Source organism: Edaphobacter lichenicola (assembly GCF_014201315.1).
Classification (GTDB): Bacteria; Acidobacteriota; Terriglobia; order Terriglobales; family Acidobacteriaceae; genus Edaphobacter; species Edaphobacter lichenicola_B.
Window position 1 is genome coordinate 407690 of the sequence record NZ_JACHDY010000001.1, and the last position, 25521, is coordinate 433210.

Here is a 25521-nt window from a genome sequence, read left to right on the forward strand (position 1 = left end):
CGCGGTCTTTCTGTCTGTGGAGTGAGTTCCCTGGGAGTGAGTTGCAGGGGAGTGAGTTGCGGTGAGTCGATAGGATGAGACGCGCGGTGTGGATTGCGTTTGCGGCGGTTTGTGTCTTGTCGGCTACGTCGTGGGTTGTTCCTCGTGCGGAGGGTTTGCCTGCGCTTGAGTTGCAGGGGCTTCGTTATGGGTTGATTGGGTTCGTTGCGTTTTTGTTGGTGCGGGGCCGGGTTCGGTTTGGGAGGGTGGGGCTGCGGGTCGCGGCGGCTGGGGTGGGGTTCTTTGGGATTCCTATGGTGGTGGGGGAGTGGGCGCGGGTTGGTGTGCCGGAGATCAGCCGGTCGGCGTTGTTTGCCATGGTTCCTGTGGTTGTGGTGATGGTGGTTGCGGCGGGGGATGAGGAGCGTGGGGTTCGGCGGTTTCTGGTTCCGGCCCTGGTGGGACTGGGTGGGCTTTTGTTGCTGCTACCGCTGGAGTTTTCGGGGTCGCTTCGCGGGCGGTTGATGCAGGGTGCGGTGTGCCTTGCGGTGGTTGGGGTTGGGTTGTCGAGTGTGTGGCTGTATCGTCTGTTGCGGGGGATGGCTCTGGCGGAGGCGCTTGCGGTTGTTTGTCTCAGCAACGCTTTGTTTCTGCTGGTTTGTAGTGCGGTTCGGGAGGAGTTCGTCTGGCGGTGGAGCGGGCTGGCTTCGGTGGTGTCGCTTTCGTCGTTAGTCGATGTGGCGGAGGTGGTGTTGCTGGTGTGGCTGCTGCGGGAGATGATGCCGGTGCGGTTTGCTGCTCGATACCTGGTGATTCCGCTGCTGACTTTGCTGGAGAGTTATGCGCTGATGCGGCCTGAGCTGACGGTGAGGGTGGTCAGCGGAGTGGTGCTGCTTGCGGCTGGTGCGGGGATGCTTCTGGCCTTGAAGATGGGCGAAGAAGAGACGATGCTGTCTCTTCGTTGATACTTTTCTGTGCAGACTTCTGCGCGGTACACTTTGGGGAATGGCTGCTTCCATGTACATTGTGGTCGAGGGCGAAGACCCTGGGTTCGATATCTTCGTAAACGGGCGATCGCTGGCGCGGCATGAGGATGCGCTGGAGCGGCTGGCTCTCCGGCTTGGGGTTCGACCGCTGATTGAGTTTTTTTCGGCAGATGAGAATTCGATGTCGCTTCTGATTGAGGAGGGCGCGGGGAACCAGGAGCTGTTGCGCCGGCTGCCCCCGCCGCAGTGGTACTCCCCCGCAGACGGGCTGAAGACGGTGTGCGCGTTGTTGAGAACGCTGGAGGCTGATCCGCAACAGCTCGGAACCGAGGGGGAGCAGGTGCTCTCGGAGTTATTGGAGTATGCTCATGTGCTTGAAAAGACCATGGACAGGAAGATGCGGTGGCATCTGGCGGTTAGCTGGCGGTAACTCGACCACGAAATCATTGCTTCGAGGTAGAACTACCAGCCGCCGCTTGCTCAATGAGTGAAGCAACCGCGTCGGGCCGTGAGACGTAGACGGAGTGGCTTCCCTTGACCTCAACAACCTTTGAGCCGGCTCGTTTCGACATGGCTCGCTGAGCGTCAGGCGGGATCATCCGATCGTCAGTGGTAACGAGATACCAACTCGGCTTCGTCTTCCAAGCGGCCTCGGTGACGACGCCATTCAACGCGTCCATTCCCCATGGGACCTGCGAGTTCGCCATGAACTCTGCCATCTCAGGCTTTACGTCACCGGCAAACGATGCTGGAAACTTTTCCCGGTCGAGAAGCAGGAAGCCGTCCTGTGGCGGCAGAATCGGGGGGACCGGTGCACCGGGAGGAGGGTTCTTGATCAGAGAGCTGACAGATTCGCCATTGTCTGGGGCGAATGCGGCGATGTAAACAAGCCCAGCGACCTTAGGGTCCGATCCCGCCTGGCTGATGACCGCCCCACCGTACGAATGGCCAACGAGAATTACGGGACCATTCAATGCGGCGATAGATCTCTTCGTTACCGCTACATCATCCACAAGAGATATTGTGGGATTCTGAACGACCGTGACGGTATATCCCTTCTTCTTGAGGATGTTGTAGACACCTTCCCATCCAGAGCCGTCTACGAATCCACCATGGACGAGCACAACGTTCTTTACGGCAGGTGCACTAGCCGTTTGAGAACGGGCGATTACACCCGTGAACATAAGGGCGACAGCGGGCAACAGCCGCCACAGACTTCGTTGAAACTTCATTCTTCCTCCCGGAGTCCGGGCCTTGTTCGGCCACAGATCTCTTGATGTTGTTTGTAGATTCTGACACTATGAACAACAAGTTCCGAATAGTTAACGTCTGTTGAGGGATCATCAACAATGGATTTTTCATCCAGGCAGCTAAAAGCTTTTCATCTGGTCGCACGGCATCGGAGCTTTGCGCGTGCCGCTGAAGAACTCCTCATCACTCCGTCGGGATTGAGTGTGTTGATCCGCGAGCTGGAGCGACAACTCGGATTCCGTCTGTTCGACCGCACGACCAGACAGGTCACCTTGACAGCTTTCGGAGGTGAACTGATTGCGGTAACGGAACCGAGTCTGGGAGCGTTGGATGCGGCCATGTCTCGTATCGAGCAAGTGGCCAAAGGCCGGGAACGCTGGATCTCAGTCGGAACAACTCCCTGGCTTGCGGCGAATGTACTACCGCTGGCAATCAAGCAATTTCGCAAGGGGCGTCCAGATCTGCATATTCGCTTATTCGACGGCTGGCTGGACGAGATCCAGCAGCGGGTGCAAGCCGGAAAGCTTGATATGGGAGTTGGGATCTTCAAGAACTCCTCGGGAATGAGGAGGAGTCCACTTTTTCGCTTTGCACTGATGGCAGTCTTCCCGGATCAGGGGGCTGCGATCAACAGCGCACCGACGCGATGGTCCTCTCTCAGCGAGCAGAGATTAATCTCACTGACCAAGGACTATCCCCATCAGTTGATTATCGACAAGCAGCTGGCTAAGGTTGGCATCGTTTGCAGACGCGAACAGACCGTGAAGCTACTGGAGACGCAGATTGCACTGGTGGAGGCCAAGGAAGGTATCGCCGTCATTCCTTCGTTTGGCATGCTCGCCTGCCGTAACCGCAAGGTCACCATGAGCGCGCTGATTGACCCGGTGGTGAGCCTTGACTTTTATCAGATTAGCAACCGCGGCAGCCGTTTGTCAGAGGACGCTAAAGAGTTCAGCCGGTTCTTGAAGACGTATCTTGCCAACTGGGCAGGCAGTTCGAGCGTTCGATAGCATTCTTCAGCCCCTGAACGAGAAAGGCCCCGGCAGGATGAGCCGGGGCTTTCGGGTCTGCGCTGGTTGGGTTCTTGTGCGTTAGTTGTGGTCCCGATCGTGACCGTGATTGCTGCGGTCATCGTGGTCTCCGTGGTCTTTATCGTGTCCATAGGCGTGGCCTTCTCCGCGGCCATGGTCGTGGTCCTCGCGGTCCCAATGGCCCTCGTGAATCTGCCAGCCCTGGGGATAGCGATCGTAATGCGGGTGGGTCCAGTAGGCTCCGGGATAAGGCGGGTGGTCATAGTGACCGCGGATCCAGCGGTAGTGGTTTCCCTGGGGAGCCCAGAAGCCCTCCATCCAGACGACGTCGGGTGCGGGGGGTGGCGGCGGAGGGGGTTCGTAGCGGATCGGCGGGGGCGGTGTTCCGATGTAGACCGATATCTGCGAGTGTGCCGGTGCTGTAATGATTGCCGCGAGGAAGATTCCGAAGGCCAAACTTTGTTTCATGCAGGTTTCCTTAAATGCTGAAGTGGGGAGGGCCGATCCGCGTTGGATGGGATGTAGAAGTTGACTCTGATATGCCAGTTGAGGTCGATCGTACGGAGAGAGGGTGGCAAGGGCTATGGCACTTGAGTGGGATATGTAGGGGCGCGGTTCAGTCTGGATGTTAGTGACGGGTTTCGGTGGAGGCGGTGGTGTGGGTGGTCTGGTCGCCTTCGCCTAGTTTGCGGTGGAAGAGATCGAAGACGAGGCCGTAAAGGCTGTAGGCGAGTTCGGGGTCGTAGCGGATGCCTTCGTCGCGCAGGAAGGCGTGGGCTCCGTTGACCTCGTGCCAGCTGAACTTCTTCTGGAGTTCGTTGAGGCGGGCGAGGACGGCCATGCGGCCTTCGAGGGGGATGTGCGGGTCCTGACGGCCCCAGATCATGAGGAGTTCGCCCTGGATGTCTTTTGCGCGTTCGAGGGAGTCGTCTCCGCTTTTGCTGAGCGAGCCTTTGTGGATGTCGGTGGCGTAGAAGCAGGCGGTGGCGAGGACGTCGGGGTTCATGGCGGCGCGGAAGGCGAGGTGGCCGCCGATGCAGATGCCCATAGCTCCGAGACGGCCGGTGCAATCGGGGCGCGACTTGAGGTGGTCGAGGGCGGCGCGGGAGTCGGCGTCGTAGCTGGAGAGCTCTTTGGTGGTCTTGAGGACGTTGCCGCGGTCGGAGCCGGCCTGGTCGTAGGCGAGGATGGTGCCGGCGGGTTCGAACTCGTGGTAGATCTCGGGCATGGCGATGATGTAGCCGTGGCCGGCGAGCATGGCGGCGGTGCGGCGGATGGGGGCGGTGATCTGGAAGATCTCGGAGTAGAAGACGATGCCGGGGTAACGGCCGGGGGCGGCGGGGCGGACGATGTGGGTGCGCATGGGGCCGTTGGTGGTTTCGAGTGTGACGTACTCGTCGTTGACGATGATCATTTTTCTTTTAGCCTCGAATCTCGGATTATGGATGGCTCGCTTGTGGGTTTGCCCGGTGTCTATCTTATTCTGGTTGAGAGTGGTTTGGCTTATGCTGCAGGCGTGAGGTGAGGTATGTATATTCCACGTGCGAATGAAGAGCGGCGTGTGCCGGTGCTGCATTCGCTGATGAGGGCGGAGCCGCTGGCGGCACTGGTGACGCTGAGTTCGTCGGGGCTGGTGGCTTCTCATATTCCGATGGTGCTTGAGGAGGGCGGTTCGCCGCTGGGCGTGCTGAGGGGCCACGTTTCGCGCGCGAATTCACAGTGGCGCGATCTGGAGGCGTCGGTTGAGGCGTTGGCGATCTTCTCGGGTCCGCAGCACTACATCTCGCCGACGTGGTATCCGGGGAAGGTGGAGCATGGGAGAGAGGTTCCGACGTGGAATTATGTTGTGGTTCACGCGTACGGATCGCTGAAGGTGATGGAGGACAAGGGCTGGATGAGAGCACACCTTGAGAGACTGACGAATGAGAACGAAGCCGAGACAGCGATGCCGTGGAAGGTGAGCGATGCGCCGGAGGAGTTTATCGAGACGATGATGAAGGGGATTGTGGGGCTGGAGCTGCCGATTGGCCGCCTGGAGGGGAAGTGGAAGGTCAGTCAGAATCGTACGGTGCGGGATCGAGAGGGAGTGCTGGAAGGATTGAGCAAGGAAGGGACGCCGGAGAGTCTGACGATGAAGGGACTGGTTGCGGACGCCATGTGAGGATTTGGACGAAGTGGTGTGGATGCCCGGCGAAGAGGTCGCCGGGCACTTTTGTTGGGGAGTTAGTGGTGGTGGTCGCCGCCGTGTTGTTCGCCGTGCTCTTCGTAGTGGGTGTGACTCTCTACGCGAGGGGCGGCTGGGCGCACGTAGGGATGGGAGTAGGGGTGAACGTAGACGCCGCGGTTGTAGTAGGTGCGTGTCCAGGGGTGGTGGTCGATGAGGATGGTGTGGCCTCCCCAGCCAAAGCCAGCGCCGTACCAGCCGAAGACGCCGAAGGCCGGGCCGATGGTGACGACGGGGCCGAAGCGGATTCCTGTGCTGATGATGAAGCCGGGGCGTGGACGATAGAAGACGATAGCCGGGCTGTAGACGGGGACGTAGTAGTAGGCGGGGTTGATGGGCTGGATCTCAAGGTAGCCGCCGTTGTCTGCGACGTTGTCGTAGGCGTTGGGGACGAGGTAGCCGTAGTCGTGAGCTAGGAGGCGCTGGCGTTGGACGGCGTCCATGACGTCGGGGCGCTGGCCGAGGACGGCGTTGCCGAGGGTGCCGGTCCACTGGGGGTCGCGAGCCATCATGTCGAGGACGTTCGGGAAGGGGAGAAGGGCGAGGACGCTGGGGTCCCAGGGGAGGTTATCGGCCTGAATGGCCTGGGCGAGGGAATCGCCGGTCATGAAGTTGTGTTGCTGGGCCCAGGTGGCGGCGTCGGGGATCTCGTTCCAGAAGGTGGAGGCGGTGAGGACCTGCGCGAGGAGCGGGTCGGGATAGAGGGCGATGCGCTGGACTAGCTGGTCGAGTTGCTGTGGCGCGATGGTGGGCGGCGGGCCTTGTTGCTGCTGGTCGGGAGGGCCGGCCTGTTGCTGATACTGGGGGTCGCCCTGCTGCGGATCGTATTGCTGAGGGTAGGCTTGTTCGTCTTGCTGATTAGGCTGCGCCTGCTGCTGGTCTGGGAGAGGCTGTGGTGGCTGGCGCTCGATGGGGGCTTGCGCGAATGCGGACGCTGACAGAGCAGTTACGAACAAGGTGTTAACCAGGGCGTGGGCGAGTTTTTTCATGGACTCTTTCTTTCGAAGCGAAGGCGGCGGGTTTTTTGATGTTCGAGAGGGTGCATGCCTCTTCTTGCAGATGAGTTCTCCCGCACAGTGATGGACGTTTCTCCGGGCCCAAAAGTTGTGGTTGACCATGTCAGCCAAATGTCAAAGTTATGGTTAGGGATTAGCTGAAGAGAAACTCTTTGGTGCGGAGTTCTTTTACGGTGTCGCGGAGCTTGGCGGCTTTTTCGAACTCGAATTTTTTGGCGGCTTCGCGCATGTCGGACTCTAGGTTGCCGATGTAGGTGTCGAGCTCTTGTTGGGTGGAGAAGTCGGGCATCCCTTCGGCTTCGTCGGTGAGGTCGGCGTAGTCGGCTTTGAGTATGCCGGCGAGGCCCATCTCGATGGGGCGGATGATGCTGGCGGGGGTAATGCCGTTTTCTTCGTTGTAGGCGACTTGTTTTTCGCGGCGGCGGTCGGTCTCGTTGATGGCGCGCTGCATGGAGTCGGTCATCTTGTCGGCATAGAGGATGGCGCGGCCTTCGATGTGGCGGGCGGCGCGGCCGATGGTCTGGATGAGAGAGCCTTGCGAGCGGAGGAAGCCTTCTTTGTCAGCGTCCAGGATTGCTACCAGCGAGACCTCGGGAAGATCGAGGCCCTCGCGCAGGAGGTTGATGCCGATGAGGACGTCGTACTCGCCTTTGCGGAGGTCGCGGAGGAGCTTGATGCGTTCGAGGGTTTCGATCTCGGAGTGCATGTAGCGGCAGCGGACGCCGACCTCGGTGTAGTAGCTGGCGAGGTCCTCGGACATGCGCTTGGTGAGGGTGGTGACGAGGACGCGCTGATTCTTTGCGGTTCGGTCGCGGATCTCGGCGAGGAGATCGTCGATCTGGCCCTTGATGGGACGGATCTCGACTTGAGGATCGATGAGGCCGGTGGGACGGATGATTTGTTCTACGACTACGCCGGCGGATTTGGTGAGTTCGTAGGCGCCCGGGGTTGCGGAGACGTAGATGATCTGGCCGGTGCGGGACTCGAACTCTTCGAAGCGGAGGGGGCGGTTGTCCATCGCGGAGGGCAGGCGGAAGCCGTAGTCGACGAGGTTTTGTTTGCGGGAGCGGTCGCCGTGCCACATGCCGTGGAGTTGGGGGACGGTGACGTGGGACTCGTCGATGAAGAGGAGGTAGTCTTGCGGGAAGTAGTCGAGGAGCGTGGGTGGTGGTTCGCCGGGGAGACGCGCGGAGAAGTGGCGGGAGTAGTTTTCAATGCCGTGGCAGAAGCCTACGGACTTGATCATCTCGAGGTCGAAGCGGGTGCGCTGGTGGATGCGTTGGGACTCGACTAAGCGGCCTTGGGTTTCCAACTCTTTTTCCCACCACTCCATCTCTTCGATGATGGAAGCGATGGCGGTGGTCTTGCGTTCGGGTTGAACGACGTAGTGGGACTTGGGGTAGATGGGGAGGCGTGAGTACTTTTGCCGGACCGTGCCGAAGAGGGGGTCGATCTGGGAGAGTGAATCTATTTCGTCGCCGAAGAGCTCTATACGGTAGGCGTTCTCGTCATAGGTTGGATAGACCTCGATGATATCTCCTCTAACGCGAAATGTTCCGCGGCGGAAGTCGACGTCGTTGCGCTCGTAGAGGATCTCGACGAGGCGGCGCGTGATGTCTTCGCGCTTTATCTTCTGGCCTTTTTCGAGGAGCATCAACATGCCGTAGTAGGCCTCCGGCGAGCCGAGGCCGTAGATGCAGGAGACCGAGGAGACGATGATGGCGTCGCGGCGCTCGAAGAGGCTGCGGGTGGCGGCGAGACGAAGTTTATCCAACTCTTCATTGATGGTTGACTCCTTCTCAATGAAGAGATCGCCGGCGGGGATGTAGGCTTCGGGTTGGTAGTAGTCGTAGTAGGAGACGAAGTATTCGACGGCGTTGTTGGGGAAGAAGGTCTTGAACTCGTGGTAGAGCTGGGCGGCGAGGGTTTTGTTGTGCGCGAGGATGAGGGCTGGGCGCTGCAGCTCTTCGATGACTTTGGCCATGGTGAATGTTTTGCCGGAGCCGGTGACGCCGAGGAGGACTTGATCTTTTTCACCGGCGTGAATGCCGGAGATGAGCTCGGAGATGGCGCGGGGCTGGTCGCCCTGGGGCTTGTAGGTTGTGGAGAGCTGGAAGTCCATCTTTGTAGGATAGTTTATTTAGTACGGAGGTTGTGATGAGTGTGGGAACTGAGTTGTGGCTGGTGCGGCATGGGGAGACGGAGTGGAGTTTGAGCGGGGCGCATACGAGCCGGACGGATATTCCGTTGACCGACCATGGACGCAAGCGGGCAGAGGAGCTGCGGGATTATTTGAAGGGGACGAAGTTCGATGCGGTGTTTGAAAGCCCGATGCAGCGCGCGAAGGAGACCTGCGCGATTGCGGGGTTTGGCGACCAGGCTGTGGTGGAGAACGGGTTGAAGGAGTGGGACTACGGTGTGTATGAAGGGAAGACGACCAAGGAGATTCAGGCGGAGATTCCGGGCTGGTCGGTGTGGAAGGACGAGATTATTGGTGGCGAGACGGTGGAGCATGTTGGGGAGCGCGCGGATGGCGTGATCGCACGGGCGCTGGCGGCTGCTCCGCAGGGTGGGAAGGTGGCGCTGTTTGCGCATGCTCATATATTGCGGATTCTGGCGGCGCGGTGGATTGGGTTGGCGGCTACAGGTGGGAGTCTGCTGGCGTTGGGGACGGGGAGTGTGAGTGTGATGGGGTGGGAGCGGGAGACGCGGGTGATTTCGAGCTGGAATCGCGGGTTTGAGTAGAGGCTAGAAGTCTTTGATGTGCTGGGGTTGCAGGCCTACTCCTACGAAGCTGGCTGGGAGATTTTGGAAGCCTGGGAGGCTGGTGAGGATGCGGAGAGCGAGGGGCGGCTGGATGGGGCCGGGGTTGTGGAGGACTCGGTTCAGGATGCGGTGAGCAACGACTTGCACGCGCTGGGTGTTGCGAACTGCGCTTTCGCGATAGTGCTGTACCTGGGCGAGATTGTGCGGGCTGAGGGTGTTGGAGAGTAGCGCTTCGGTGAGGATGTTGGCGGTGGCGACGGCGTCCTGAATGGCGATGTTGATGCCGATGCCGCCGACGGGAGACATGGCGTGGGCCGCGTCGCCTATGCAAAGGAGGCCGGGGGAGGACCACTCGAGGAGGCGGTTGACCTGGATGGTGAGCAGCTTGACCTTGTCCCAGGAGTCGATCTCGGCGGTGCGGCCGACGAGGAAGGGCACGATGCGTTCGATGCTTTGTTGGAAGGCGGGTAGACCTTGCTGCTGGATGGCGGGAAAGGTGCCTTTGGCGATGATGTAGCCGACCTGGAAGTAGTCGCTGCGGTTGATGAGGACGATGAGGCGGCCGTAGTTGATGTAGCCGAGAGCGTTCTCGGGGTCGGAGGGCTGGCGGGCGATCTTGAGCCAGAGGACATCGACGGGGACGCCGACGTCCTGGAGTGTGAGGTGGCCGGCGTCGCGGGAGATGGCGTGGCGGCCGTCGCAGCCGACGGTGAGGGTGGCGGGGATTTCGACCGGGCCATCGGGTGTGTTGGCACGGACGCCGATGGTGGTGCCGTTTTGCTGGATGAGGCCGGTGGCCTCCCATCCCATGCGCAGGGTGAAGGCGTGAAGACGGCTGGCTTCGCTTGAGAGGAAGTCAAGGAAGTCCCACTGTGGCATGAGGGCGATGAACTTACAGTGGGTGGGGACGTGGGCGAAGTTTGCTATGGGGAAGCGCTGGCCGCCGATGGTGGCAGAGAGCGCTGCGACCTGGGAGTGGGGGATGGTGAGGAACTTTTCGAGGAGACCGAGTTCGTAGAGGAGGTCAAGGGTGGAGGGATGGATGGTGTCCCCGCGGAAGTCGCGGAAGAAGTCTTTGTGCTTTTCGAGGACTGTGACCTTGACGCCGGCGCGGGCGAGAAGAAAGCCCAGCATGATGCCTGCGGGCCCGCCTCCTATGATGCAGCAGGTGGTGGCGAGCGGATTGGGTGCGGCGGCCATGGGTGGTGATGAGGGTAGCAAGCCGCGGGGAGGGCGTCAAAAAATTACTGCGGATCTGCGAGGATGAAGGAGAGCCAGTCGGCGGGGGTGTGGGCGAGATGGTCAGGTGGAGCGTCTTCGAGGGAGTGGGGCTTGAGGCCGAAGGTGCAGCCGATGCTGCGGGCGCCACAGTTGCGGGCGGTGAGGACGTCGATGTCTGTGTCGCCTACCATGATGGTTTCGGCGGGGGTGATGGTGCGGCCGGCGAGGGTGGAGGCTTCGGCGATGAGCGCTTCGAGGCCGTGGGGGTCAGGCTTTTTGGTGTGGAAGCTGTTGCCGCCGTAGTTTTGGAAAAAGAAGGGTGAGAGGCCGAAGTGGGCGCAGATGTCGCGGGAGGGGTGTACGGGTTTGTTGGTGAGGACGGCCATGAGGGTTTGGGGGTGTGTGGCGCGGATGGCCTGGAGGGCTTCGAGGACGCCGGGGTAGAGGTAGGTGTTGTCGAGTTTGTGGATGCGGTAGTAGTCGAGGAAAAATGTTAGCGCTTTGGTTACATATTGCTCGTCGGTGATGTCCCCTTCGGGGTCGCCGATGGCGCGGCGAACGAGCATGGAGGCTCCGTCGCCGATGTAGCCGGAGATGACGGCCTCGGGGAGGGTGGGTTTGCCGAGGTGGGCGAGGGTGGCGTTGACGGAGTTGCAGAGATCGACGCGGGAGTCGATGAGGGTGCCGTCGAGATCGAAGACGATGAGGCGGGGAGGAGATGCGAGGGGCATGGTTTAAGGGTAACCGATGGCGGTGGTGTAAGCTTTCTGGCATCGGGAGAGACTATGCGGCGAGTGATTGCGGGCGAGTGGACGCGGAGGCAGTTTGTTGCGGGAGCGGTAGCGGCTGGCGCGCTGGCAGAGTTTGCGGGTATTGGTCGATTGGCGCTGGCGCAGACGGGAATGACGGGCGAGACGGCAATGAAGGAGCTGATGGCGGGGAATGAGCGATACATTGCGGGAAAGATTACTTCGTTTCCCGAAGACCTGAAGATTTTGCAGGAGAAGACGGTGTTGAAGCAGGAGCCTTTTGCTGCGGTGCTTGCGTGTGCTGATTCTCGGGTGCCGGTGGAGATACTGTTCGATCAGAGCATCGGGCATGTGTTCGTGACACGGGTTGCAGGAAATGTTGTGACACCTGAGGTGATGGCAACCCTGGAGTATGGTGTGGGTGTGTTGGGCTTGAAGGCGGTTCTGATTCTGGGACATACGAACTGCGGGGCGATCGCTGCAGCGGTACAGGGCAAAGAGGTTCCGGGACAGATTAGCGTACTGTACCAGCACCTGATGCCGGGAGTGCGTGAGGCGCATGGAGATGTGGTGCAGGCGGTGAAGGCAAATGTGGTGTTTCAGACGAGGCTGGTGCAGGAGAGTTCTACGCTGATTGCCAAGGCCGTGAAAGAGGGCGGAGTGAAGGTAGCGGGTGGAGTCTATGACCTGGAGAATGGGCGCGTGAACATCATCGCTTAGCGTCGGGTGAAGGTAAATAAAAAAGACGGTGGCTGCGAGTTGGGGTTCGCGGCCCCCGTCTGATTGGTTTGGGGAGGACTACTTGATGGAGATGTCGCCGGAGCCGGTGCCGATGCGGAGGGTGGGGCCGCCGCCGCCTACGACCGCGCTGACGTGGTGGCGGTTGAGGCTGCCCTGCATGGTCATGGGCTGAGCAACGCTGATGTTTCCGGAGCCGGTGTCGGCGTCGAGGTTGAAGTGGGCGCTGCCGACGGTGAGGCGAACGCTGCCGCTGCCGGTGGAGAGCTTCCAGTCGCTGGTGGGCTGGCCTTCGGCGGTGATGTCGCCGGAGCCGGTGCTGGCTTTGAGGGCTCCGTTGAGACCACGGAGCTGGATGCTTCCCGAGCCGGTTTCGGCTTTGACGTCGCCTGGGCCGGTCTGCTGAAGTTCGATGTCGCCGGAGCCGGTGCCGAGGGTGGTCATGCCCTGGACGCCGTGGACGCGGACGCTGCCGGAGCCGCTCTGCGCTTTGACGGCGGCGCCTACGTCCTGAATATCAATATCGCCGGAGCCGGTGGTGGAGTTGATGGTGGAGGCGCGGGGGAGGGAGATGTCGTAGTCGATGGAGATGTTGCGGTAGAGGTCGTTGTTATGGCGTTCGCCAATGGTGACGTCGTTGCCGCTCTGGACGATGGGCGGGTTGCTGATGATCTGCTGGATGCGGCTGTCGGTGTCCGAGCCGCCGCTCATCCAGCCGTGGCTCGAGTGGAGGTGGGCGACGATGTGGATCTGATCGCCGGAGCCGGGATGGAGACGGATCTCGCCGGAGCCGGTGGAGACCGAGACGTTGGGAGAGCTGCCGGCGCTGAGGGTGCGCTCGAAGTTGCCGTCGGCGGCAAAGGCTGTGGCTGCGGTGAGGGTGAGGATTGCGGCGGTGGAGGCGAAGACTGTCATCTTCATGGGCGTTCCTTTTTTTCGACTTTTCGACTCTGGGTAACTGCGGTTTAGATGTTAGCTCGTCGGGTGAAGGTTGCGATCCTTGTACGCTCGATTGGCGGACTTTCTTGTTGCCACTGGCCGTGCCGGTTATTGCTGAAGGATAACGGTGTCGCCGGGGTTGAGGCCGGCGAGGATCTCGGTTTTGGTGCCGTTGGAGATGCCGGCCTTGATGTCGATCTTTCTGCGGCCGTTCTTTTGCTTGGGGTCGGGAACCTCGACAGAGGCGTTGCGGTCTTTGTCGTAGAGGACGGCCTGCTCGGGTACGGTGAGGACGTTTTTGTGCTCTTCGAGGAGGATCTCGGCGTTCGCGGTCATGTTGGCCTTGAGCTCGCCGCCGGGGTTGTCGATGGAGACGCGGACCTCGAAGGTGGTGACGTTATCCTTCTCTACGCCCAGGGGTGCGATCTTGGTGACTTTGCCGAGAAAGGTCTTGTCCTTGAAGGACTCGACTTTGATGCGGGCGGCCTGGCCCATATAGACCTTGCCGATGTCGGACTCGTCGACCTTGCCCTGGACGTAGACCTGGTTGGTGTCGCCGATGGTCATGACAAGGGTCGCGGTGGAGCCGAGGACGAGGATGGAGCTGACGGCGTCGCCGATCTCGACGTCGCGGGAGAGGATGGTGCCGTCCATGGGCGAGGTGACGGTGGTGTAGCCGAGCTGCTCTTCAAGCTGCTTGAGGGAGGCCTTATTCTGAGCGACCTGGGCCTGAGCCTGGCGGAGTTTGGAGGAGTCGACTGAGATTTGAGAGACGGCCTTGTCGCGGGTGTTGGCGGCAGAGAGGTACTTCTGCTGAGCATCGTCGAGGGCCTGCTGCGAGACCACACCCTCTTTAGACATCTGGAGGTTGCGATCGTAGGTGTGCTTGTACATGGGCAGGTCGGGCGCTTCGGCGTTGACCCTGTCGTACTGGATGGAGGCTTCAGCGGCGCGGGCGTTTGATTCGGCGGCGGCGAGCTGGGCTTTCTGCGCGGCTACCTGATCGAGGATCTCCTGCTGGTCGAGTTGAGCGAGAACCTGGCCCTGATGGACGTGGGCGTTGATGTCGGTGTCGAGGCGAGTGACGATGCCCGAGGCTTTGGATTTGACCTCTACTTTAGTGATGGGCTGAACCTTGCCGGTGGCGACGACGGAGCGGGCGATGTCTCCGCGCTCTACCTTGGCCAGTTGCGAGGGTTCAAACTTTGTGGTGTTGCCGTGAGCGGCTGCGACCACGCCGAGAACGACGGCTACGACCAGGACGCTGAGGCCGACCCAGAGCCAGGTTTTTCGTTTGTTTTTACGCTGCGTAGCCAATTGCTGCTCCCATTGGTGCTGGTGATATGTGTCTTCGGAGTGTGGTTACGCAGGAATGCGCTCCGCGGTTCCGTCGACTACGAAAAAGTTTACGTGACGGCGTGGCAATGTTGCAGAGTCGACGTTTAGACGGGGGAGGTGGGAGGAGGAAGCAGTGGGGCAGGCGGACGGGGAGTGAATCTTATGCGTACTTTCGGAGAACCCCGAGGACCTTGCCTTGGATGCTGACATTCGCGGCCGGGGCGTAGATGGGGGACATCTCCGTGTTGGAGGGTTGAAGGCGAATCATACTGCCCTCGCGGTAAAAGCGCTTGAGGGTTGCGTCGGAGCCGTCGATCAGAGCGACGATGATCTCGCCTTCGCGGGCGGTGCGGGTGCGCTCGACCAGAACGTAGTCGCCGGAGACGATGTGCTCGTCGCGCATGGAGTCGCCTCGTACTTCGAGGGCAAAGACCTCGCGGTTGCCGATGATGTCTGAGAGGGAGATGCTCTCTGCGCTTTCGATTGCTTCGACGGGCTTGCCGGCGGCGATGCGGCCCAGCAGGGGGAGACGGTCGGAGCCTTTTTTGCCGCTGCGTGCGGGTAGCACGTCGATGGAGCGGCTGCGGTTGTGCGCGCGCTGGAGGAGGCCTTTGTTCTGGAGGTTGGTGATGTGTTTGTGGACGGTAGCGAGGGAGCTGAGACCCAGGCCGCTGGCGATCTCCTCGTAGGAGGGCGAGTAGCCATTCTTCTGGGTGAAGCTGGAAAGGAAGTCGATGACCTCTTTTTGTCGCCGTGTAATTGCCATGCGGATGATTGTAGCGAATAAAAAGCGAATTGCAAGGGATCTGTCGAGTTTATTTTCCGAGCGTGCCTCTAGGAGTGCTGGCGGTTGGGAGAGAGAGCGCGGGATATGCTGATTCCATGAAGACTTCGAAGCTGGTTCGCATCTTTGGGGTGGTGGTGACCTTGGTGCTGGCTGTGTCCGCGGGGCGGGCGGAAGAGTCGCAGAAGATTGCGGAGTTGGGAAGCTGCGCTTTGGAGAGTGGCAAGGTGGTGTTGGATTGCAGGGTTGGGTACCGCACCTTTGGCACGTTGAACGCTGATGGGTCGAATGTGGTGGTGATGCCTTCGTGGCTGAATGGACGAAGCGAGGATCTGGCTCCTCTCTTTGGGCGGGAAGAGACTGGGCATCGGCTGGTGAATACGTCGCGGTTCTTCGGGGTGGCGTTCGATGCGTTTGGAGATGGGGTCTCGTCGTCGCCATCAAATAGCAGGCGGCAGCATGGGCCGGAGTTTCCGGAGTTCACGATGGAGGATATGGTGCGGGCGCAATACCGCGTGTTGACCGAGGTGTTGCATGTGCGGCATGTGCACGCGGCGGTGGGGCTGTCGATGGGCGGAGAGCAGGTGTTTGCGTGGGCGGTGCTGTTTCCGAAGTTCGTCGATCTTGCGGTGCCTATTGTGGGGACGCCGCAGGTGACGAGCTTTGATCTGTTGTCGAAGCAGATTGTGATCGACGCGATTGAAGCAGACCCGGAGTATATGCACGGGCGGTATGTGACGGAGCCGCAGTTGAAGCTTGCGAATGCGATTGGGACGCTGATTGTGAGCGCACCGCAGTATAGGAACGCCGAGATTCCAAGGGCGCAGTTTGCAGAGTGGTTGAAGACGGTCGAGTCGCCGCAACGACAGGACGCGAATGACAGGGTGTGGCAGGCGAAGGCGATTATGCATCATGATGTGCTGCATGGAAGAACGATTGACGAGGTTGCGCGGTCCGTGCCGGTGAAGTTCCTGGTGATTGTGGCGGCGGAGGATCGTATGGTGACTCCGCAGCCTGCGCTGGAGTGGGCGAAGGCGGTGGGTGCGGAGACGTATGTTTCAGCGGGCAGCTGCGCGCACTTGATCATGAGCTGCGATGCTGAGGCTGTGTCGTCGCGGGTGGAGCGGTTTTTGGCGAGGTAGTGAGGAAATTCCCGTTTTGAAATTGACCTTACAAAAAGATCGCGAAGAACTCTTGTCAAGATGAGTTGGATGCACCAAGGTAATAACACGCCACCGAAACGGTAATGTAATTTCGGTTGGAACGGATGACCTGAACATCTTGATTGTGCCTTGGGAGACGAAATGCGAGTTCTGATTGTGGAAGATGATGCAGCTTTGGGTTTGTTTCTTCAGAAGGGTCTGAAGCTGGAGGGACACCAGGTGGATTGGGTGGGTGATGGCGAGGCCGGGTTGCGGCATGCGGAGGAACATCGTCCGGACTTGATCGTGCTGGACCTGAGTCTTCCGAGAAAAGATGGGACCGAAGTGCTGGCGGAGATGCGCGGGCGCTTCGATGAGACCTCGGTGCTGGTGCTGACGGGCCGCAGCTCGGTGGAAGAGCGGATCAAATGTTTGAACCTTGGCGCGGATGATTGCTTGTTGAAGCCGTTCAGCTTTCATGAACTGACGGCGCGCTGCCGGGCGCTGCTGCGGCGGCGGGAGCAGTTTGTGGATCCGGTGCTGCGGCATGGCGACGTCGAACTGAACCGAATGGAGCGCAAGGTGATGCGGAACGGTTATCTGGTGGATCTGACGGTGAAGGAGTTCAGCCTGCTGGAGTTTTTGCTGAAGCGGGGCGGGCAGTGCTGCAGCCGGAGCGAGCTGCTGCGGGACGTGTGGCAGATGTCTCCCGATGCCGGGACCAACGTGGTGGATGTGTACATCAACTATCTGCGGCGGAAGCTGGCGGCGGCGAGTGGGGATGGCGACCTGGGGTACTCGGTCATCGAGACGGTGCGCGGAGAAGGTTACCGGATGAGCAGCGGGCGTAAGAGTGTGGGCCGGGTTGGCGTGCTTCCGGTGAGTGCGGCATATGCCGGTGCGTGAGCTGGTGCAAGAGGCTGGTCGCGCAGAGTTTGTGGAGCGCCTTGACGTCGCGTTGCACGGGCTTTGCCAGCCGTTGACGGTGTTGCAGTGCAGGCTGGCGATGGGCGAGATGATCGGAGAGCCGGATGCGATGCTGGAGGCAATTCGAGAGGCTTTGAAAGAGTGTGTGCGGTTGAACCAGACAGTTGGAACGATGAGGACGATGTTGCAGCAGGTGAAGGCGGATACGAACGACGAGAGGATAGGGTGACGGAGATGGGCATGGGACGGGAGTCGGTGTTGAACTCGGTGTCAAACATAGATGCAGCCGAGGTGGCTGCTGTGCGGACGGTGGTATTGGCCAGTGCTGATGCGGGGTTGCGACAGCGACTGCGTGCCTCTCTTACGGGGCTGCGTTGGCAGGTTCGCGAGGCCAGTGGAGGAGCCGAGGCGATGGCGCAGCTCGAGGACGCGCGGTCGGAGGCGCTGCTGGTGGATAGCTGGCTGCCGGATCTTGAGGTGGGTGAGTTCGCGAGCGTGATCCGGATGATGTATCCAGCGATGGAGCTGCTCCGGGTGGATGGTGGTGTGGATGGTGGAGCGCGGAGTCCACGGCGTAATGAGTTGCTGCATGCGTTACGAGAGGCCCAGAACGCTCCGGTGAACGATACGGCGGCGTGGGCCGCGGCTCCGGTTTCAGTGCCTGTGGCGACACCGGCTCCGGCAACTGCTGCCTCTGGTGCGGGAGCGAGGGTGCCGATTCGGATGCCGTCTCCAGTACGAAAAGATGTGGACCAGGACGAGGCGCGGGAGAGAGAAGAGCAGGTTCGTCTGGAGTCGACGCGGCAGGCGCTTGCCGTTCTGCTGGGCAGGGAGGAGACAACGCGGCCCGCGGCGAAGAACGAGCCGATGTTGCCGGAGATGATTGGCGCGAGTGAACCGATGCGCGAACTGACGCGTTTGATTCGGCTGGTAGCTCCGCGGTCAACGACTGTGCTGGTTGAAGGGGAGACGGGGACCGGAAAAGAGGTTGTGGCGCGGGCCTTGCATCGGTTGAGTGAGCGGGCGGGGAAGCCGTTTGCGGTGTTGAACTGCGCGGCGATTCCTGAGGCTCTGCTGGAGGCTGAACTGTTTGGGCATACGCGCGGAGCCTTTACTGGCGCGGTGCAGTCACGAACCGGACGGATCGAAGCGGCGCATGGTGGGACGCTCTTTCTGGATGAGATTGGGGAGATGCCGATGGCGCTGCAGGCGAAGATGCTGCGGTTTCTGGAGTGCGGCGAGTTGCAGCGGGTGGGCGATAACGAGACGATGCGCGTGGATGTGCGTGTGATCGCCGCGACGCATCAACCGTTGGAGAAGCTGGCTACGAGCACTGGCGCGGAGAGGACGTTTCGATTGGATCTCTACCATCGGCTAGCCGTCTTTCCGGTGGAGGTGCCGGCGCTGCGGGATCGGATGGACGATCTTGGGCTGCTGGCGGAGCACATTCTGGAGCAGATGGGGCAGGAGATGCCACGCAAGCGGTTGACAACCGAAGCGGAGGCGAAGCTGTACGAACACAGCTGGCCGGGCAATGTGCGAGAGCTGATGCATGTATTGGAACGCGGCGCGATTCTGGCAGGGGAGAAGATGGAGATTGGCGAGGAGGAGATTCGCTTCCGGCGGGCTACCCGGAGTTAGGACGGGTAGCCTGGAGTCAGGCTGGCGGCTTGAAGCCGAGGGCTGCTAGCTGGAGCCAGGTTGGCTTGGAGTCTAGGCTGCAGGCTGGAGCAGGTTGGCTGACTTGGAATCTAGGCTGCTGGCTGTGATCGTGTAAAAATCACGGATCAAGATCGTCAAAAAGTCAGAAATCGAGATCGCCTAAAAAATAGTTGAAAATCGTGGCGTATTTTTCGTCACGCGAAAAGTGGATGCTAAAACACCACCTTCACCACGCATCTCACCACGTCTTCACCACCAAAACACCACAACGAAAACCACGTTTTTTCCCGAAAACCCCTGCAAAAACCACCAAACACCAGCCGAAAAAAACTTCATTCCAATTCCCCAAAACCCGACCCCGATCTCTGATTTTTCGACGGTCATGATCTCTGACTTTCAGGCAATCTGTGGGTGATGGACAGTTCGAGGTTGGAAGTTGATAAGAGCGCTCTCATTTGAGGGCGCTTTTGTTTGGTCGTAGGACTGCATATGTCATGGCGTGGAGGTGAAGGGCCTATGCAGACGACGACAGCGATGAGCGATGCTTTGGGACGGTATCTGGATCTGACCAGTCAGCAGATGCAGGTGACTGCCAGGAATATGGCGAATGTGGATACGCCTGGGTTCAAGACGCAGGGGTTCGATTTCGAAGAGGTGTTTGCGCAGCAGCTGAACGATGGCGCGGGCGCGGCGGGTCTTGAAGGGGTTCTGGCTCCGATGCAGGATGTCGATGGACTGGTGGCCCGGCCGGATGGCAATAACGTATCGATCGACCGCGAAGGCTTGCAACTGGCTAAGGCACAGATGCAGTTCAAGCTGGGCACGCAGCTTTTGAAGGGCGAGTTCGCAACGGTGATGAGTGCAATTCATATGGATTCGAAATAGGCCATGAATATCTTCGGAGTGATGGATGTGAGTGGTTCGGCGCTGAAGGCCGAGCGAGTGCGGGCTGAGGTGGTGGCTTCGAATATGGCCAACGCCGAGACAACACGGACACCTGAGGGCGGCCCGTATCAGCGGCACCATGTGGTGTTTGAAGCTCAGAATGGCGGCACGTTTCAGGACTCGATGGTGAATCAGTTGAATGGCGGATCGAGCATTAGTACGGGGAGCGGCTTCAAGAATATCTACACCGGTGGGATCAGCGGTGGGTTGAGCGGTGATCTGACGGCTGCCAATCCGACGCCGGGCGGAGTTGAGGTGACTGGTGTGATTGCAGATGCAAGCAAGCCATTGCAACGGTATGACCCCTCGCATCCGGATGCGGGGGCGGATGGATTCGTGGCGTATCCGGATATTAATCCCCTGACGGAGATGGTGGATCTGATGGGGGCGACGCGATCGTATGGGATGAATGCGTCAGCCATTACGGCGGAGAAGAGCATCTTCAACTCTTCGCTTGATCTTTTGAAGTAGAGCGATCGTGCAGCGCGCGAAGAGATAGAGACGCAGAGGAGGGATTGTGGTCGGATTGCCTGTTGGTTCCGGAGTGATGAGCGGAGTAGGGATTGGAGGCCTCGATGATGGCTTCCTGAGTGACGCTGGGGTTGCGGCGTTGAACGCAGGGGGCGCGGGGAGCGTGCCGTTTGCGGGGGTGTTGCAGTCGATGGTGAAGGAGACGACGAAGCTCGATCAGAAGGCGTCTGAGGCCGTGACCGGGTTGTTGAATGGCTCGGGTGTCGAGGTTCACGACGCAATGATTGCGACGCAGAAGGCGAATATGGCGTTCGAGCTGGCGCTGCAGGTGCGGAACAAGGCAGTAGGCGCCTATCAACAGATGATGGGCATGCAGTTTTAAGAACTTAGGGTTCAGAGAGACACTGGGGCGAGATGGCTGAGACAGAACAGGTTGGCGGGGCGGGGATGCAACGAGCGGGAGAAGCCGGCGCTGGTGTGGCTGCCGGTACTCCACTCGAGAAGGCGCAGGCGATGGTCTCGGGGATGCGCGAGCGGCTGATGGCGATGCCGGCGGCGAAGAGGACGTGGCTGATTGCGGCTGGAGTTTTTCTGGCGGCAGTGTGCGCCGCGATGGTGTGGTTTGCGGGGCGTCCGGACTGGCGGGTGTTGTTCAACGGGCTTGATGCGAAAGATGTGCAGCAGGTCTCGCAGGAGCTTGCGGCTGCTGGAATTCCTTACGAGACGACGGCGGATGGCGCGGGAGTGCAGGTGCCGGCGGATATGTTGGATAAGGCCCGGATGGAGGTTGCGGCGAAGGGGATGCCACAGACGGGGCGACTGGGCTTTGAGTTGTTCGATAAGCCGAACTGGGTGGGTAGCGAGTTCGATGAGCGAGTGAACTATCAGCGGGCTCTGGAGGGTGAGCTCGAACACACGATTGGAACGCTGGGCGTGGTGAAGTCGGCGCGGGTGCACCTGGTGCTGCCGCAGCCTTCGTTGTTTACCGCGGAAGAGAAGGTGGCGAAGGCTTCGGTGGTGTTGAAGCTGAAGCGGGATGCGCTCGATCCGGAGCAGGCGGATGCGATTCGCAGTCTGGTGGCGGGGTCGGTGGAGAACCTGAGCGCGGACCAAGTGACTCTGGTGGATGCAGATGGGCGCGTGAACTTCAAGCCGCGCTCGAGCAATGCGGCCGAGGCCGACGCGGAGCAGGCGATGGAGGCAAAGCTGGTCGCGATGCTGGAGCCGCTGGCTGGACGCGACAATGTGCGGGCAACGGTGAATGTGAGTTACGACGAAGGCAGCGAGGAGCGGACCGACGAGGTCTACGACCCGACTGAAGTGGTGACGTTGAATATGCAGAAGAGCGAACAGGTATCGACTGGGCGGGGAGGGCCCTCGGGTATTCCTGGGACGGCAAGTAATTCGCCTGGCGCGTCGCCTGAGGGTGCGGTGGCGGGATCGCAGGTGGCGGCTGCGCCGGGTACTCCACCGCTGCTGCAGAAGCAGGCTCAGTCGCTGCCGGTGTATCCGCAGCAGAATGGAGCCCAGGGGCAGAGCATTCATCAGGAAAATGGAACCTACGGAGTTACAAAACATCTGGTGCATACGGAGCAGGGTCCGGGGCGGGTGCGGCGTGTGTCGGCCGCGGTCGTGGTGAACGATCGGAGCATGACTGAAGGGGCGGGCAAGCTGGAGCATGTGGTTTGGAAGCCGCGGAGTACGGAGGAGATGCATCGGCTTGAGGAGCTGGCGCAGGCCGCGGTTGGTTATGATGCGCGGCGCGGCGACCAGGTGGTGATGCAGAACGTGAGCTTCAGCACGAACGCGCCTGAGGTGAAGCCGCCGACGATGGACAGGTTGATGGACCAGGTGCGCGGGTTGCTGCATACGCAGCCGGGACTGATGCGAACGGCGGTGATTGGGCTTTGCGGCGTGCTGCTGGTGCTGTTTGTATTGCGTCCCGTGGCGACCCAGATGACAGCGACCTTGCGTGAACCGATGCTGCTGCCAGCCGATACCGGACACGTTGGGTTGAACAACGCCGAGGAGCAACTATTGGCCTCGAGTGAGGCTCCGGACAAGATGCTGCCGCGAGCCAGGAACAAGACCTATCAGTTGCAGCAGGGAATCTTTGAGCAGGTGTCGGAGCACATTCGACGGGAGCCTGGGCAGAGCACGCGGTTGATCGAGGCATGGATTGGAACATCTGAGGAGAGGTCGTAATGGGGACAGCGATGCAGTTTTCAGGGGCAGAGACGACGCGGCAGAATCCGCTGTTGTTGACACCGGAGTCGGGATTTGTACCGGCGGATATTCCAGGGCTGCGGAAGGCCGCGATCCTTATGGTCGCGATCGGTGACGAACTAGCGAAGACGCTCTTTTTGAGTCTTTCGGAGAATGACGTACGTCGCGTGACCGAGGAGATTACGCGGCTGGGAGATGTTCCGGCGTCGCAGTTGACGCAGGTGCTGACGGAGTTTTACGGACTGTTGGAGACGCAGCAGTACATGGTTCGCGGCGGCCCGGACTACGCGCTCAAGTTGCTGACAGAGGCATTTGGAGCGACCAGGGCAGAGGAGCTGCTGCAACAGGTAAAGAAGATTCGCGAACGTACGAACGGCGACATGGCGATGTTGCAGAACATGGACGCACAACATCTGAGCAAGTTTCTGGAGAACGAACACTCGCAGACGGTCGCGCTGGTGCTGGCGCATCTGGATGCCAAGCGAGGCTCGACGGTGTTGATGAACCTGCAGGGCGCGATGCGAGTGGATGTAGTGCGGCGGTTGGCGGAGATGCGGCAGTTCTCGCCGGAGATGGCGCAGACGGTTGCGATGGCTCTGCACAAGCGAATGGAGAAGATGGGTTCGAGTGGCCGGAAGTCGTACTCGGGCTTCAAGGCGGTCGCTGAGCTGTTGAACCGTCTGGACCAGGGCGAGAGCCGCGGGATTCTGGAAGAGATTGAACAGAACGAGCCAAAGGTGGCGATTGGAATACGCGAGCTGATGTTTGTGTTTGAAGACCTTTGCACGGTGCCGGCGGAGAGTATTCGCGAGTTTGTAAGTTCTGCCGACAAGAAGGTGCTTGCGATGGCGCTAAAGGGTGGCAAGGACAATGTGAAGGCTCATCTGTTCAAGGCGATGAGCTCGCGTGCGGTCGATATGTTGAAGGAGGACATGGAGGTGATGGGGCCGGTGCGGATGCGAGACGTCAACGCGGCGCAGCAGGAGCTGTTGGCGCTGGCGAGGCAGCTCGAGAGCGAGGGCAGGATGATCTTGAAGATGGAGGTGGATGATGATCTCGCCGTCTGAGAGCGCTGGAGCAGGGGCCGATCGCGGCGCTGCCATGCAGTTGCCCGGGAGGTTGATGAAGGCGGGTGCGAGGAGCGTGTCGCGACTTGAGTTTTATCCGTTGGATCGGCCGGAGCCCGTTGCGGAGATCGTGGCAGAGGACAAGATTGTTGAGGTAGAGGCTTTGCTGAAAGAGGAAGAGGCACTGAACGGGAAGCTGCGATCGCAGGCGGAGCAGATGTCGGCGCAGGTTGAAAGAGCGCGGAGTGAGGCGACTGCTGAGGCTCGTCTTTTGTGGGAGGCCGAACTTCAGGAGAAGATTGCGCAGGAGCGTTCCCGGCTGCAAAAGATTGAAGAGGAGTTTCGCCAGGAGCGGACGAGATATTTTGCTGGAGTGGAGAGTGAGGTTGTTCGGTTGGCGCTGGCTATTGCCGTGCGGGTGTTGCATCGCGAGGTAAAGCTCGATCCGCTTCTGTTGACAGGTGTGGTGAGGGTGGCGCTGGAGAAGGTTGCAAAGGATAGTGCGGTGGTGCTGCGCGTGCCGGTGGGCGAGATTGAGATGTGGCAGGGGGTGTTTGCTGCGCATCAGGACGCCGCTATGAAGCTGGTGGGAGATGAGCGGCTTGCGGCTGGAGAGTGTGTGCTCGAGACGAATGTCGGCAGAGTGGAGCTGGGTGTGAGTGCGCAGTTGGAGGAGATTGAGCGAGGCTTCTTCGATCTGATGCAGCAGAGGCCGGCATGAGCGACGACTTACAGGACGCGGTGAATGGGAGCGCGAACGGCCTGGGAACTTACATGACCCAGCTGGCAAATCGTCCGGCGTGGCGGTGGAGTGGGCGTGTGGTGGAGGCGAATGGACAGACGGTGGAGGCTGAGGGACCGCTGTGTTCGGTGGGGGAGTGCTGCGAGATTGTTGACAGCGAGGGGCAGAGACACAGCGCAGAGGTGATCGGGTTTCGCGGGCGGCATGTGCTGGCGATGCCTTTGAAGGAGACGCAGGGAATTCGCTATGGAGATGCGGTGCTTGCGATGGGGGTGACGCCGCAGATCGCTGTGGGGACGGAGATGGAGGGAAGGATCGTCGATGCGTTGGGGGCTCCGCTTGATGGCCTGCCGACGCCGAGGGCGGTTGAGATGTGGCCGCTTGATGGCACGGTGCCGCACCCTATGGAGCGTGAACCGATTCGAGAGCCGCTGCAGACAGGACTTCGGGTGCTGGATGGGATGTTGACGGTTGGGCGTGGGCAGAGAGTGGGGATCTTTGGCGGCTCGGGTGTGGGCAAGAGCACGCTGATCGGGATGATGACGCGAAACACGGCGGCTGATCTTACGGTGGTCGGGTTGGTGGGGGAGCGCGGGCGCGAGGTGCGGGAGTTTGTGGAGGACTCGCTGGGAGAGGAAGGACGCAAGCGATCGGTGGTGCTGGTTTCGACGTCAGATCAGAGCCCTCTGCTGAGGATGCGGGCGGCGATGGCGGCGACTGCGGTGGCGGAGTTTTATGCGGCGCGTGGAAAGCATGTTCTGCTGGTGCTGGATTCGTTGACGCGGTACGCGATGGCGGCGCGGGAGTTGGGGCTTGCGGCGGGGGAGCCGCCGGCGAGCAAGGGATATACGCCGTCGGTGTTTGCCAAGCTGGCGAAGCTGGTGGAGCGCGCGGGGAACTTTCGCAGGGGGAGCATCACGGCGTTCTATACGGTGCTGATGGAGGGCGACGATCAGCAGGATCCGGTGGTGGACGCGGTGCGATCGCTGCTCGATGGACATGTGGTACTGTCGCGATCGATGGCGGCGAGTGGATGGTATCCGCCGGTGAATGTGCTGGATTCGCTGAGCCGGTTGATGCCCGCGGTGACGATGCCGGAGCATCGGGCACGGGCTTCGACGGTGCGGAGACTGCTGGCGGCTCATGCGCGGTCAGAGGATCTGATTCGCATTGGAGCTTACAAGGCGGGAACGGATGAGGACCTGGATCGGGCTATGCGGGCGATGCCGGTGCTACGCGCGTTTCTGGAGCAGGGAAGCGACGAGCGCGTGACGATGCAGGAGAGTGTGGCACGGCTGAATACGATGGAGCTATAGA

The 25521-nt window shown here is 60.5% G+C and carries 27 protein-coding genes; 17 read left to right on the forward strand and 10 right to left on the reverse strand.

Annotated elements, in window-relative coordinates:
• The first annotated feature begins 74 nt into the window (after positions 1 to 74).
• Both HDF09_RS01710 and HDF09_RS01715 read left to right on the forward strand, forming a co-directional pair.
• Positions 75 to 944, forward strand: coding sequence for a hypothetical protein (locus tag HDF09_RS01710; RefSeq protein ID WP_183760649.1), 870 nt, complete (start codon positions 75 to 77; stop codon positions 942 to 944).
• A gap of 52 nt (positions 945 to 996) precedes the next feature.
• Positions 997 to 1395, forward strand: coding sequence for a hypothetical protein (locus HDF09_RS01715; protein ID WP_260180861.1), 399 nt, complete (start codon positions 997 to 999; stop codon positions 1393 to 1395).
• 13 nt (positions 1396 to 1408) lie between these two features.
• Here HDF09_RS01715 and HDF09_RS01720 read toward each other — a convergent pair whose 3' ends face one another.
• Complete coding sequence (locus HDF09_RS01720; RefSeq protein WP_221269978.1) at positions 1409 to 2197, reverse strand: alpha/beta hydrolase; 789 nt, start codon at positions 2195 to 2197, stop codon at positions 1409 to 1411.
• A gap of 117 nt (positions 2198 to 2314) precedes the next feature.
• Between HDF09_RS01720 and HDF09_RS01725 the strand changes: the two genes are divergently transcribed.
• Positions 2315 to 3226 (forward strand): LysR family transcriptional regulator, encoded by a 912-nt coding sequence (locus HDF09_RS01725; protein ID WP_183760653.1) that lies wholly within the window; start codon positions 2315 to 2317, stop codon positions 3224 to 3226.
• Positions 3227 to 3307: 81 nt separating this feature from the next.
• Here the strand turns inward: HDF09_RS01725 and HDF09_RS01730 are convergent, their stop codons facing one another.
• Both HDF09_RS01730 and HDF09_RS01735 read right to left on the reverse strand, forming a co-directional pair.
• Complete coding sequence (locus HDF09_RS01730) at positions 3308 to 3715, reverse strand: YXWGXW repeat-containing protein (RefSeq protein ID WP_183760655.1); 408 nt, start codon at positions 3713 to 3715, stop codon at positions 3308 to 3310.
• Positions 3716 to 3875: 160 nt separating this feature from the next.
• On the reverse strand, positions 3876 to 4661 hold the full coding sequence (locus HDF09_RS01735; protein WP_183760657.1) for a dienelactone hydrolase family protein: 786 nt from the start codon (positions 4659 to 4661) through the stop codon (positions 3876 to 3878).
• A 114-nt stretch (positions 4662 to 4775) separates the two neighbouring features.
• Between HDF09_RS01735 and HDF09_RS01740 the strand changes: the two genes are divergently transcribed.
• Complete coding sequence (locus HDF09_RS01740; protein WP_183760659.1) at positions 4776 to 5408, forward strand: FMN-binding negative transcriptional regulator; 633 nt, start codon at positions 4776 to 4778, stop codon at positions 5406 to 5408.
• 62 nt (positions 5409 to 5470) lie between these two features.
• Here HDF09_RS01740 and HDF09_RS01745 read toward each other — a convergent pair whose 3' ends face one another.
• Positions 5471 to 6460, reverse strand: coding sequence for a DUF3300 domain-containing protein (locus HDF09_RS01745; RefSeq protein WP_183760661.1), 990 nt, complete (start codon positions 6458 to 6460; stop codon positions 5471 to 5473).
• 160 nt (positions 6461 to 6620) lie between these two features.
• Positions 6621 to 8609, reverse strand: a complete 1989-nt coding sequence (gene uvrB, locus HDF09_RS01750; protein ID WP_183760663.1) for an excinuclease ABC subunit UvrB — start codon at positions 8607 to 8609, stop codon at positions 6621 to 6623.
• A gap of 35 nt (positions 8610 to 8644) precedes the next feature.
• Between uvrB and HDF09_RS01755 the strand changes: the two genes are divergently transcribed.
• On the forward strand, positions 8645 to 9232 hold the full coding sequence (locus HDF09_RS01755; RefSeq protein WP_183760665.1) for a histidine phosphatase family protein: 588 nt from the start codon (positions 8645 to 8647) through the stop codon (positions 9230 to 9232).
• Between the two features lie 3 nt (positions 9233 to 9235).
• Here the strand turns inward: HDF09_RS01755 and HDF09_RS01760 are convergent, their stop codons facing one another.
• The gene (locus HDF09_RS01760; RefSeq protein WP_183760667.1) at positions 9236 to 10453 is read right to left on the reverse strand and encodes an FAD-dependent oxidoreductase; all 1218 of its coding nucleotides are present in this window, start codon (positions 10451 to 10453) and stop codon (positions 9236 to 9238) included.
• A 44-nt stretch (positions 10454 to 10497) separates the two neighbouring features.
• On the reverse strand, positions 10498 to 11205 hold the full coding sequence (locus HDF09_RS01765) for an HAD family hydrolase (protein WP_183760669.1): 708 nt from the start codon (positions 11203 to 11205) through the stop codon (positions 10498 to 10500).
• 54 nt (positions 11206 to 11259) lie between these two features.
• On the opposite strand from HDF09_RS01765, the gene HDF09_RS01770 reads away from it, so the two are divergent.
• A complete protein-coding gene (locus HDF09_RS01770; protein ID WP_221269979.1) occupies positions 11260 to 11943 on the forward strand; it encodes a carbonic anhydrase in 684 nt (227 codons plus the stop codon).
• 78 nt (positions 11944 to 12021) lie between these two features.
• Here HDF09_RS01770 and HDF09_RS01775 read toward each other — a convergent pair whose 3' ends face one another.
• The 3 genes from HDF09_RS01775 to lexA form a co-directional block, all read right to left on the reverse strand.
• Positions 12022 to 12882 carry a DUF4097 family beta strand repeat-containing protein gene (locus HDF09_RS01775; protein WP_183760672.1) on the reverse strand — a complete coding sequence of 287 codons (861 nt, stop codon included), beginning with the start codon at positions 12880 to 12882 and terminating at the stop codon, positions 12022 to 12024.
• Positions 12883 to 13008: 126 nt separating this feature from the next.
• The gene (locus tag HDF09_RS01780; RefSeq protein ID WP_183760674.1) at positions 13009 to 14217 is read right to left on the reverse strand and encodes an efflux RND transporter periplasmic adaptor subunit; all 1209 of its coding nucleotides are present in this window, start codon (positions 14215 to 14217) and stop codon (positions 13009 to 13011) included.
• Between the two features lie 181 nt (positions 14218 to 14398).
• Positions 14399 to 15004: a transcriptional repressor LexA gene (lexA, locus tag HDF09_RS01785; protein WP_183760676.1), complete on the reverse strand. Its 606-nt coding sequence runs from the start codon at positions 15002 to 15004 to the stop codon at positions 14399 to 14401.
• Between the two features lie 116 nt (positions 15005 to 15120).
• On the opposite strand from lexA, the gene HDF09_RS01790 reads away from it, so the two are divergent.
• The 11 genes from HDF09_RS01790 (at position 15121) to HDF09_RS01840 (ending at position 25520) form a co-directional block, all read left to right on the forward strand.
• A complete protein-coding gene (locus tag HDF09_RS01790) occupies positions 15121 to 16164 on the forward strand; it encodes an alpha/beta fold hydrolase (RefSeq protein ID WP_183760678.1) in 1044 nt (347 codons plus the stop codon).
• A gap of 162 nt (positions 16165 to 16326) precedes the next feature.
• Positions 16327 to 17070 carry a response regulator transcription factor gene (locus HDF09_RS01795; RefSeq protein WP_183760680.1) on the forward strand — a complete coding sequence of 248 codons (744 nt, stop codon included), beginning with the start codon at positions 16327 to 16329 and terminating at the stop codon, positions 17068 to 17070.
• Complete coding sequence (locus HDF09_RS01800) at positions 17057 to 17320, forward strand: hypothetical protein (RefSeq protein ID WP_179583875.1); 264 nt, start codon at positions 17057 to 17059, stop codon at positions 17318 to 17320. The genes HDF09_RS01795 and HDF09_RS01800 overlap by 14 nt, the downstream gene beginning before the upstream one ends.
• Positions 17321 to 17325: 5 nt before the next feature.
• Positions 17326 to 18732, forward strand: coding sequence for a sigma-54-dependent transcriptional regulator (locus tag HDF09_RS01805; protein ID WP_260180956.1), 1407 nt, complete (start codon positions 17326 to 17328; stop codon positions 18730 to 18732).
• Positions 18733 to 19269: 537 nt separating this feature from the next.
• The gene (gene flgB / locus HDF09_RS01810) at positions 19270 to 19638 is read left to right on the forward strand and encodes a flagellar basal body rod protein FlgB (RefSeq protein WP_183760682.1); all 369 of its coding nucleotides are present in this window, start codon (positions 19270 to 19272) and stop codon (positions 19636 to 19638) included.
• Between the two features lie 3 nt (positions 19639 to 19641).
• Positions 19642 to 20169: a flagellar basal body rod protein FlgC gene (flgC, locus tag HDF09_RS01815; protein WP_183760684.1), complete on the forward strand. Its 528-nt coding sequence runs from the start codon at positions 19642 to 19644 to the stop codon at positions 20167 to 20169.
• Between the two features lie 55 nt (positions 20170 to 20224).
• Positions 20225 to 20551, forward strand: coding sequence for a flagellar hook-basal body complex protein FliE (fliE, locus tag HDF09_RS01820; RefSeq protein WP_260180862.1), 327 nt, complete (start codon positions 20225 to 20227; stop codon positions 20549 to 20551).
• A gap of 32 nt (positions 20552 to 20583) precedes the next feature.
• Positions 20584 to 22374, forward strand: coding sequence for a flagellar basal-body MS-ring/collar protein FliF (gene fliF, locus HDF09_RS01825; protein WP_183760686.1), 1791 nt, complete (start codon positions 20584 to 20586; stop codon positions 22372 to 22374).
• Positions 22374 to 23462: a flagellar motor switch protein FliG gene (gene fliG, locus HDF09_RS01830; protein WP_183760688.1), complete on the forward strand. Its 1089-nt coding sequence runs from the start codon at positions 22374 to 22376 to the stop codon at positions 23460 to 23462. The genes fliF and fliG overlap by 1 nt, the downstream gene beginning before the upstream one ends.
• Complete coding sequence (locus HDF09_RS01835) at positions 23443 to 24183, forward strand: FliH/SctL family protein (RefSeq protein WP_183760690.1); 741 nt, start codon at positions 23443 to 23445, stop codon at positions 24181 to 24183. The genes fliG and HDF09_RS01835 overlap by 20 nt, the downstream gene beginning before the upstream one ends.
• Positions 24180 to 25520 carry a FliI/YscN family ATPase gene (locus HDF09_RS01840; RefSeq protein ID WP_183760692.1) on the forward strand — a complete coding sequence of 447 codons (1341 nt, stop codon included), beginning with the start codon at positions 24180 to 24182 and terminating at the stop codon, positions 25518 to 25520. Before HDF09_RS01835 ends, HDF09_RS01840 begins: the two co-directional genes overlap by 4 nt.
• Position 25521 lies beyond the last annotated feature (1 nt).

Coding starts and splice junctions, on each gene's coding strand:
- HDF09_RS01710 (WP_183760649.1), top strand. CDS start 75: ATGAGACGCGCGGTGTGGATTGCGTTTGCGGCGGTTTGTGTCTTGTCG.
- HDF09_RS01715 (WP_260180861.1), top strand. CDS start 997: ATGTACATTGTGGTCGAGGGCGAAGACCCTGGGTTCGATATCTTCGTA.
- HDF09_RS01720 (WP_221269978.1), bottom strand. CDS start 2,197: ATGAAGTTTCAACGAAGTCTGTGGCGGCTGTTGCCCGCTGTCGCCCTT.
- HDF09_RS01725 (WP_183760653.1), top strand. CDS start 2,315: ATGGATTTTTCATCCAGGCAGCTAAAAGCTTTTCATCTGGTCGCACGG.
- HDF09_RS01730 (WP_183760655.1), bottom strand. CDS start 3,715: ATGAAACAAAGTTTGGCCTTCGGAATCTTCCTCGCGGCAATCATTACA.
- HDF09_RS01735 (WP_183760657.1), bottom strand. CDS start 4,661: ATGATCATCGTCAACGACGAGTACGTCACACTCGAAACCACCAACGGC.
- HDF09_RS01740 (WP_183760659.1), top strand. CDS start 4,776: ATGTATATTCCACGTGCGAATGAAGAGCGGCGTGTGCCGGTGCTGCAT.
- HDF09_RS01745 (WP_183760661.1), bottom strand. CDS start 6,460: ATGAAAAAACTCGCCCACGCCCTGGTTAACACCTTGTTCGTAACTGCT.
- uvrB (WP_183760663.1), bottom strand. CDS start 8,609: ATGGACTTCCAGCTCTCCACAACCTACAAGCCCCAGGGCGACCAGCCC.
- HDF09_RS01755 (WP_183760665.1), top strand. CDS start 8,645: ATGAGTGTGGGAACTGAGTTGTGGCTGGTGCGGCATGGGGAGACGGAG.
- HDF09_RS01760 (WP_183760667.1), bottom strand. CDS start 10,453: ATGGCCGCCGCACCCAATCCGCTCGCCACCACCTGCTGCATCATAGGA.
- HDF09_RS01765 (WP_183760669.1), bottom strand. CDS start 11,205: ATGCCCCTCGCATCTCCTCCCCGCCTCATCGTCTTCGATCTCGACGGC.
- HDF09_RS01770 (WP_221269979.1), top strand. CDS start 11,260: ATGCGGCGAGTGATTGCGGGCGAGTGGACGCGGAGGCAGTTTGTTGCG.
- HDF09_RS01775 (WP_183760672.1), bottom strand. CDS start 12,882: ATGAAGATGACAGTCTTCGCCTCCACCGCCGCAATCCTCACCCTCACC.
- lexA (WP_183760676.1), bottom strand. CDS start 15,004: ATGGCAATTACACGGCGACAAAAAGAGGTCATCGACTTCCTTTCCAGC.
- HDF09_RS01790 (WP_183760678.1), top strand. CDS start 15,121: ATGAAGACTTCGAAGCTGGTTCGCATCTTTGGGGTGGTGGTGACCTTG.
- HDF09_RS01795 (WP_183760680.1), top strand. CDS start 16,327: ATGCGAGTTCTGATTGTGGAAGATGATGCAGCTTTGGGTTTGTTTCTT.
- HDF09_RS01800 (WP_179583875.1), top strand. CDS start 17,057: ATGCCGGTGCGTGAGCTGGTGCAAGAGGCTGGTCGCGCAGAGTTTGTG.
- HDF09_RS01805 (WP_260180956.1), top strand. CDS start 17,326: ATGGGCATGGGACGGGAGTCGGTGTTGAACTCGGTGTCAAACATAGAT.
- flgB (WP_183760682.1), top strand. CDS start 19,270: ATGCAGACGACGACAGCGATGAGCGATGCTTTGGGACGGTATCTGGAT.
- flgC (WP_183760684.1), top strand. CDS start 19,642: ATGAATATCTTCGGAGTGATGGATGTGAGTGGTTCGGCGCTGAAGGCC.
- fliF (WP_183760686.1), top strand. CDS start 20,584: ATGGCTGAGACAGAACAGGTTGGCGGGGCGGGGATGCAACGAGCGGGA.
- fliG (WP_183760688.1), top strand. CDS start 22,374: ATGGGGACAGCGATGCAGTTTTCAGGGGCAGAGACGACGCGGCAGAAT.
- HDF09_RS01835 (WP_183760690.1), top strand. CDS start 23,443: ATGATGATCTCGCCGTCTGAGAGCGCTGGAGCAGGGGCCGATCGCGGC.
- HDF09_RS01840 (WP_183760692.1), top strand. CDS start 24,180: ATGAGCGACGACTTACAGGACGCGGTGAATGGGAGCGCGAACGGCCTG.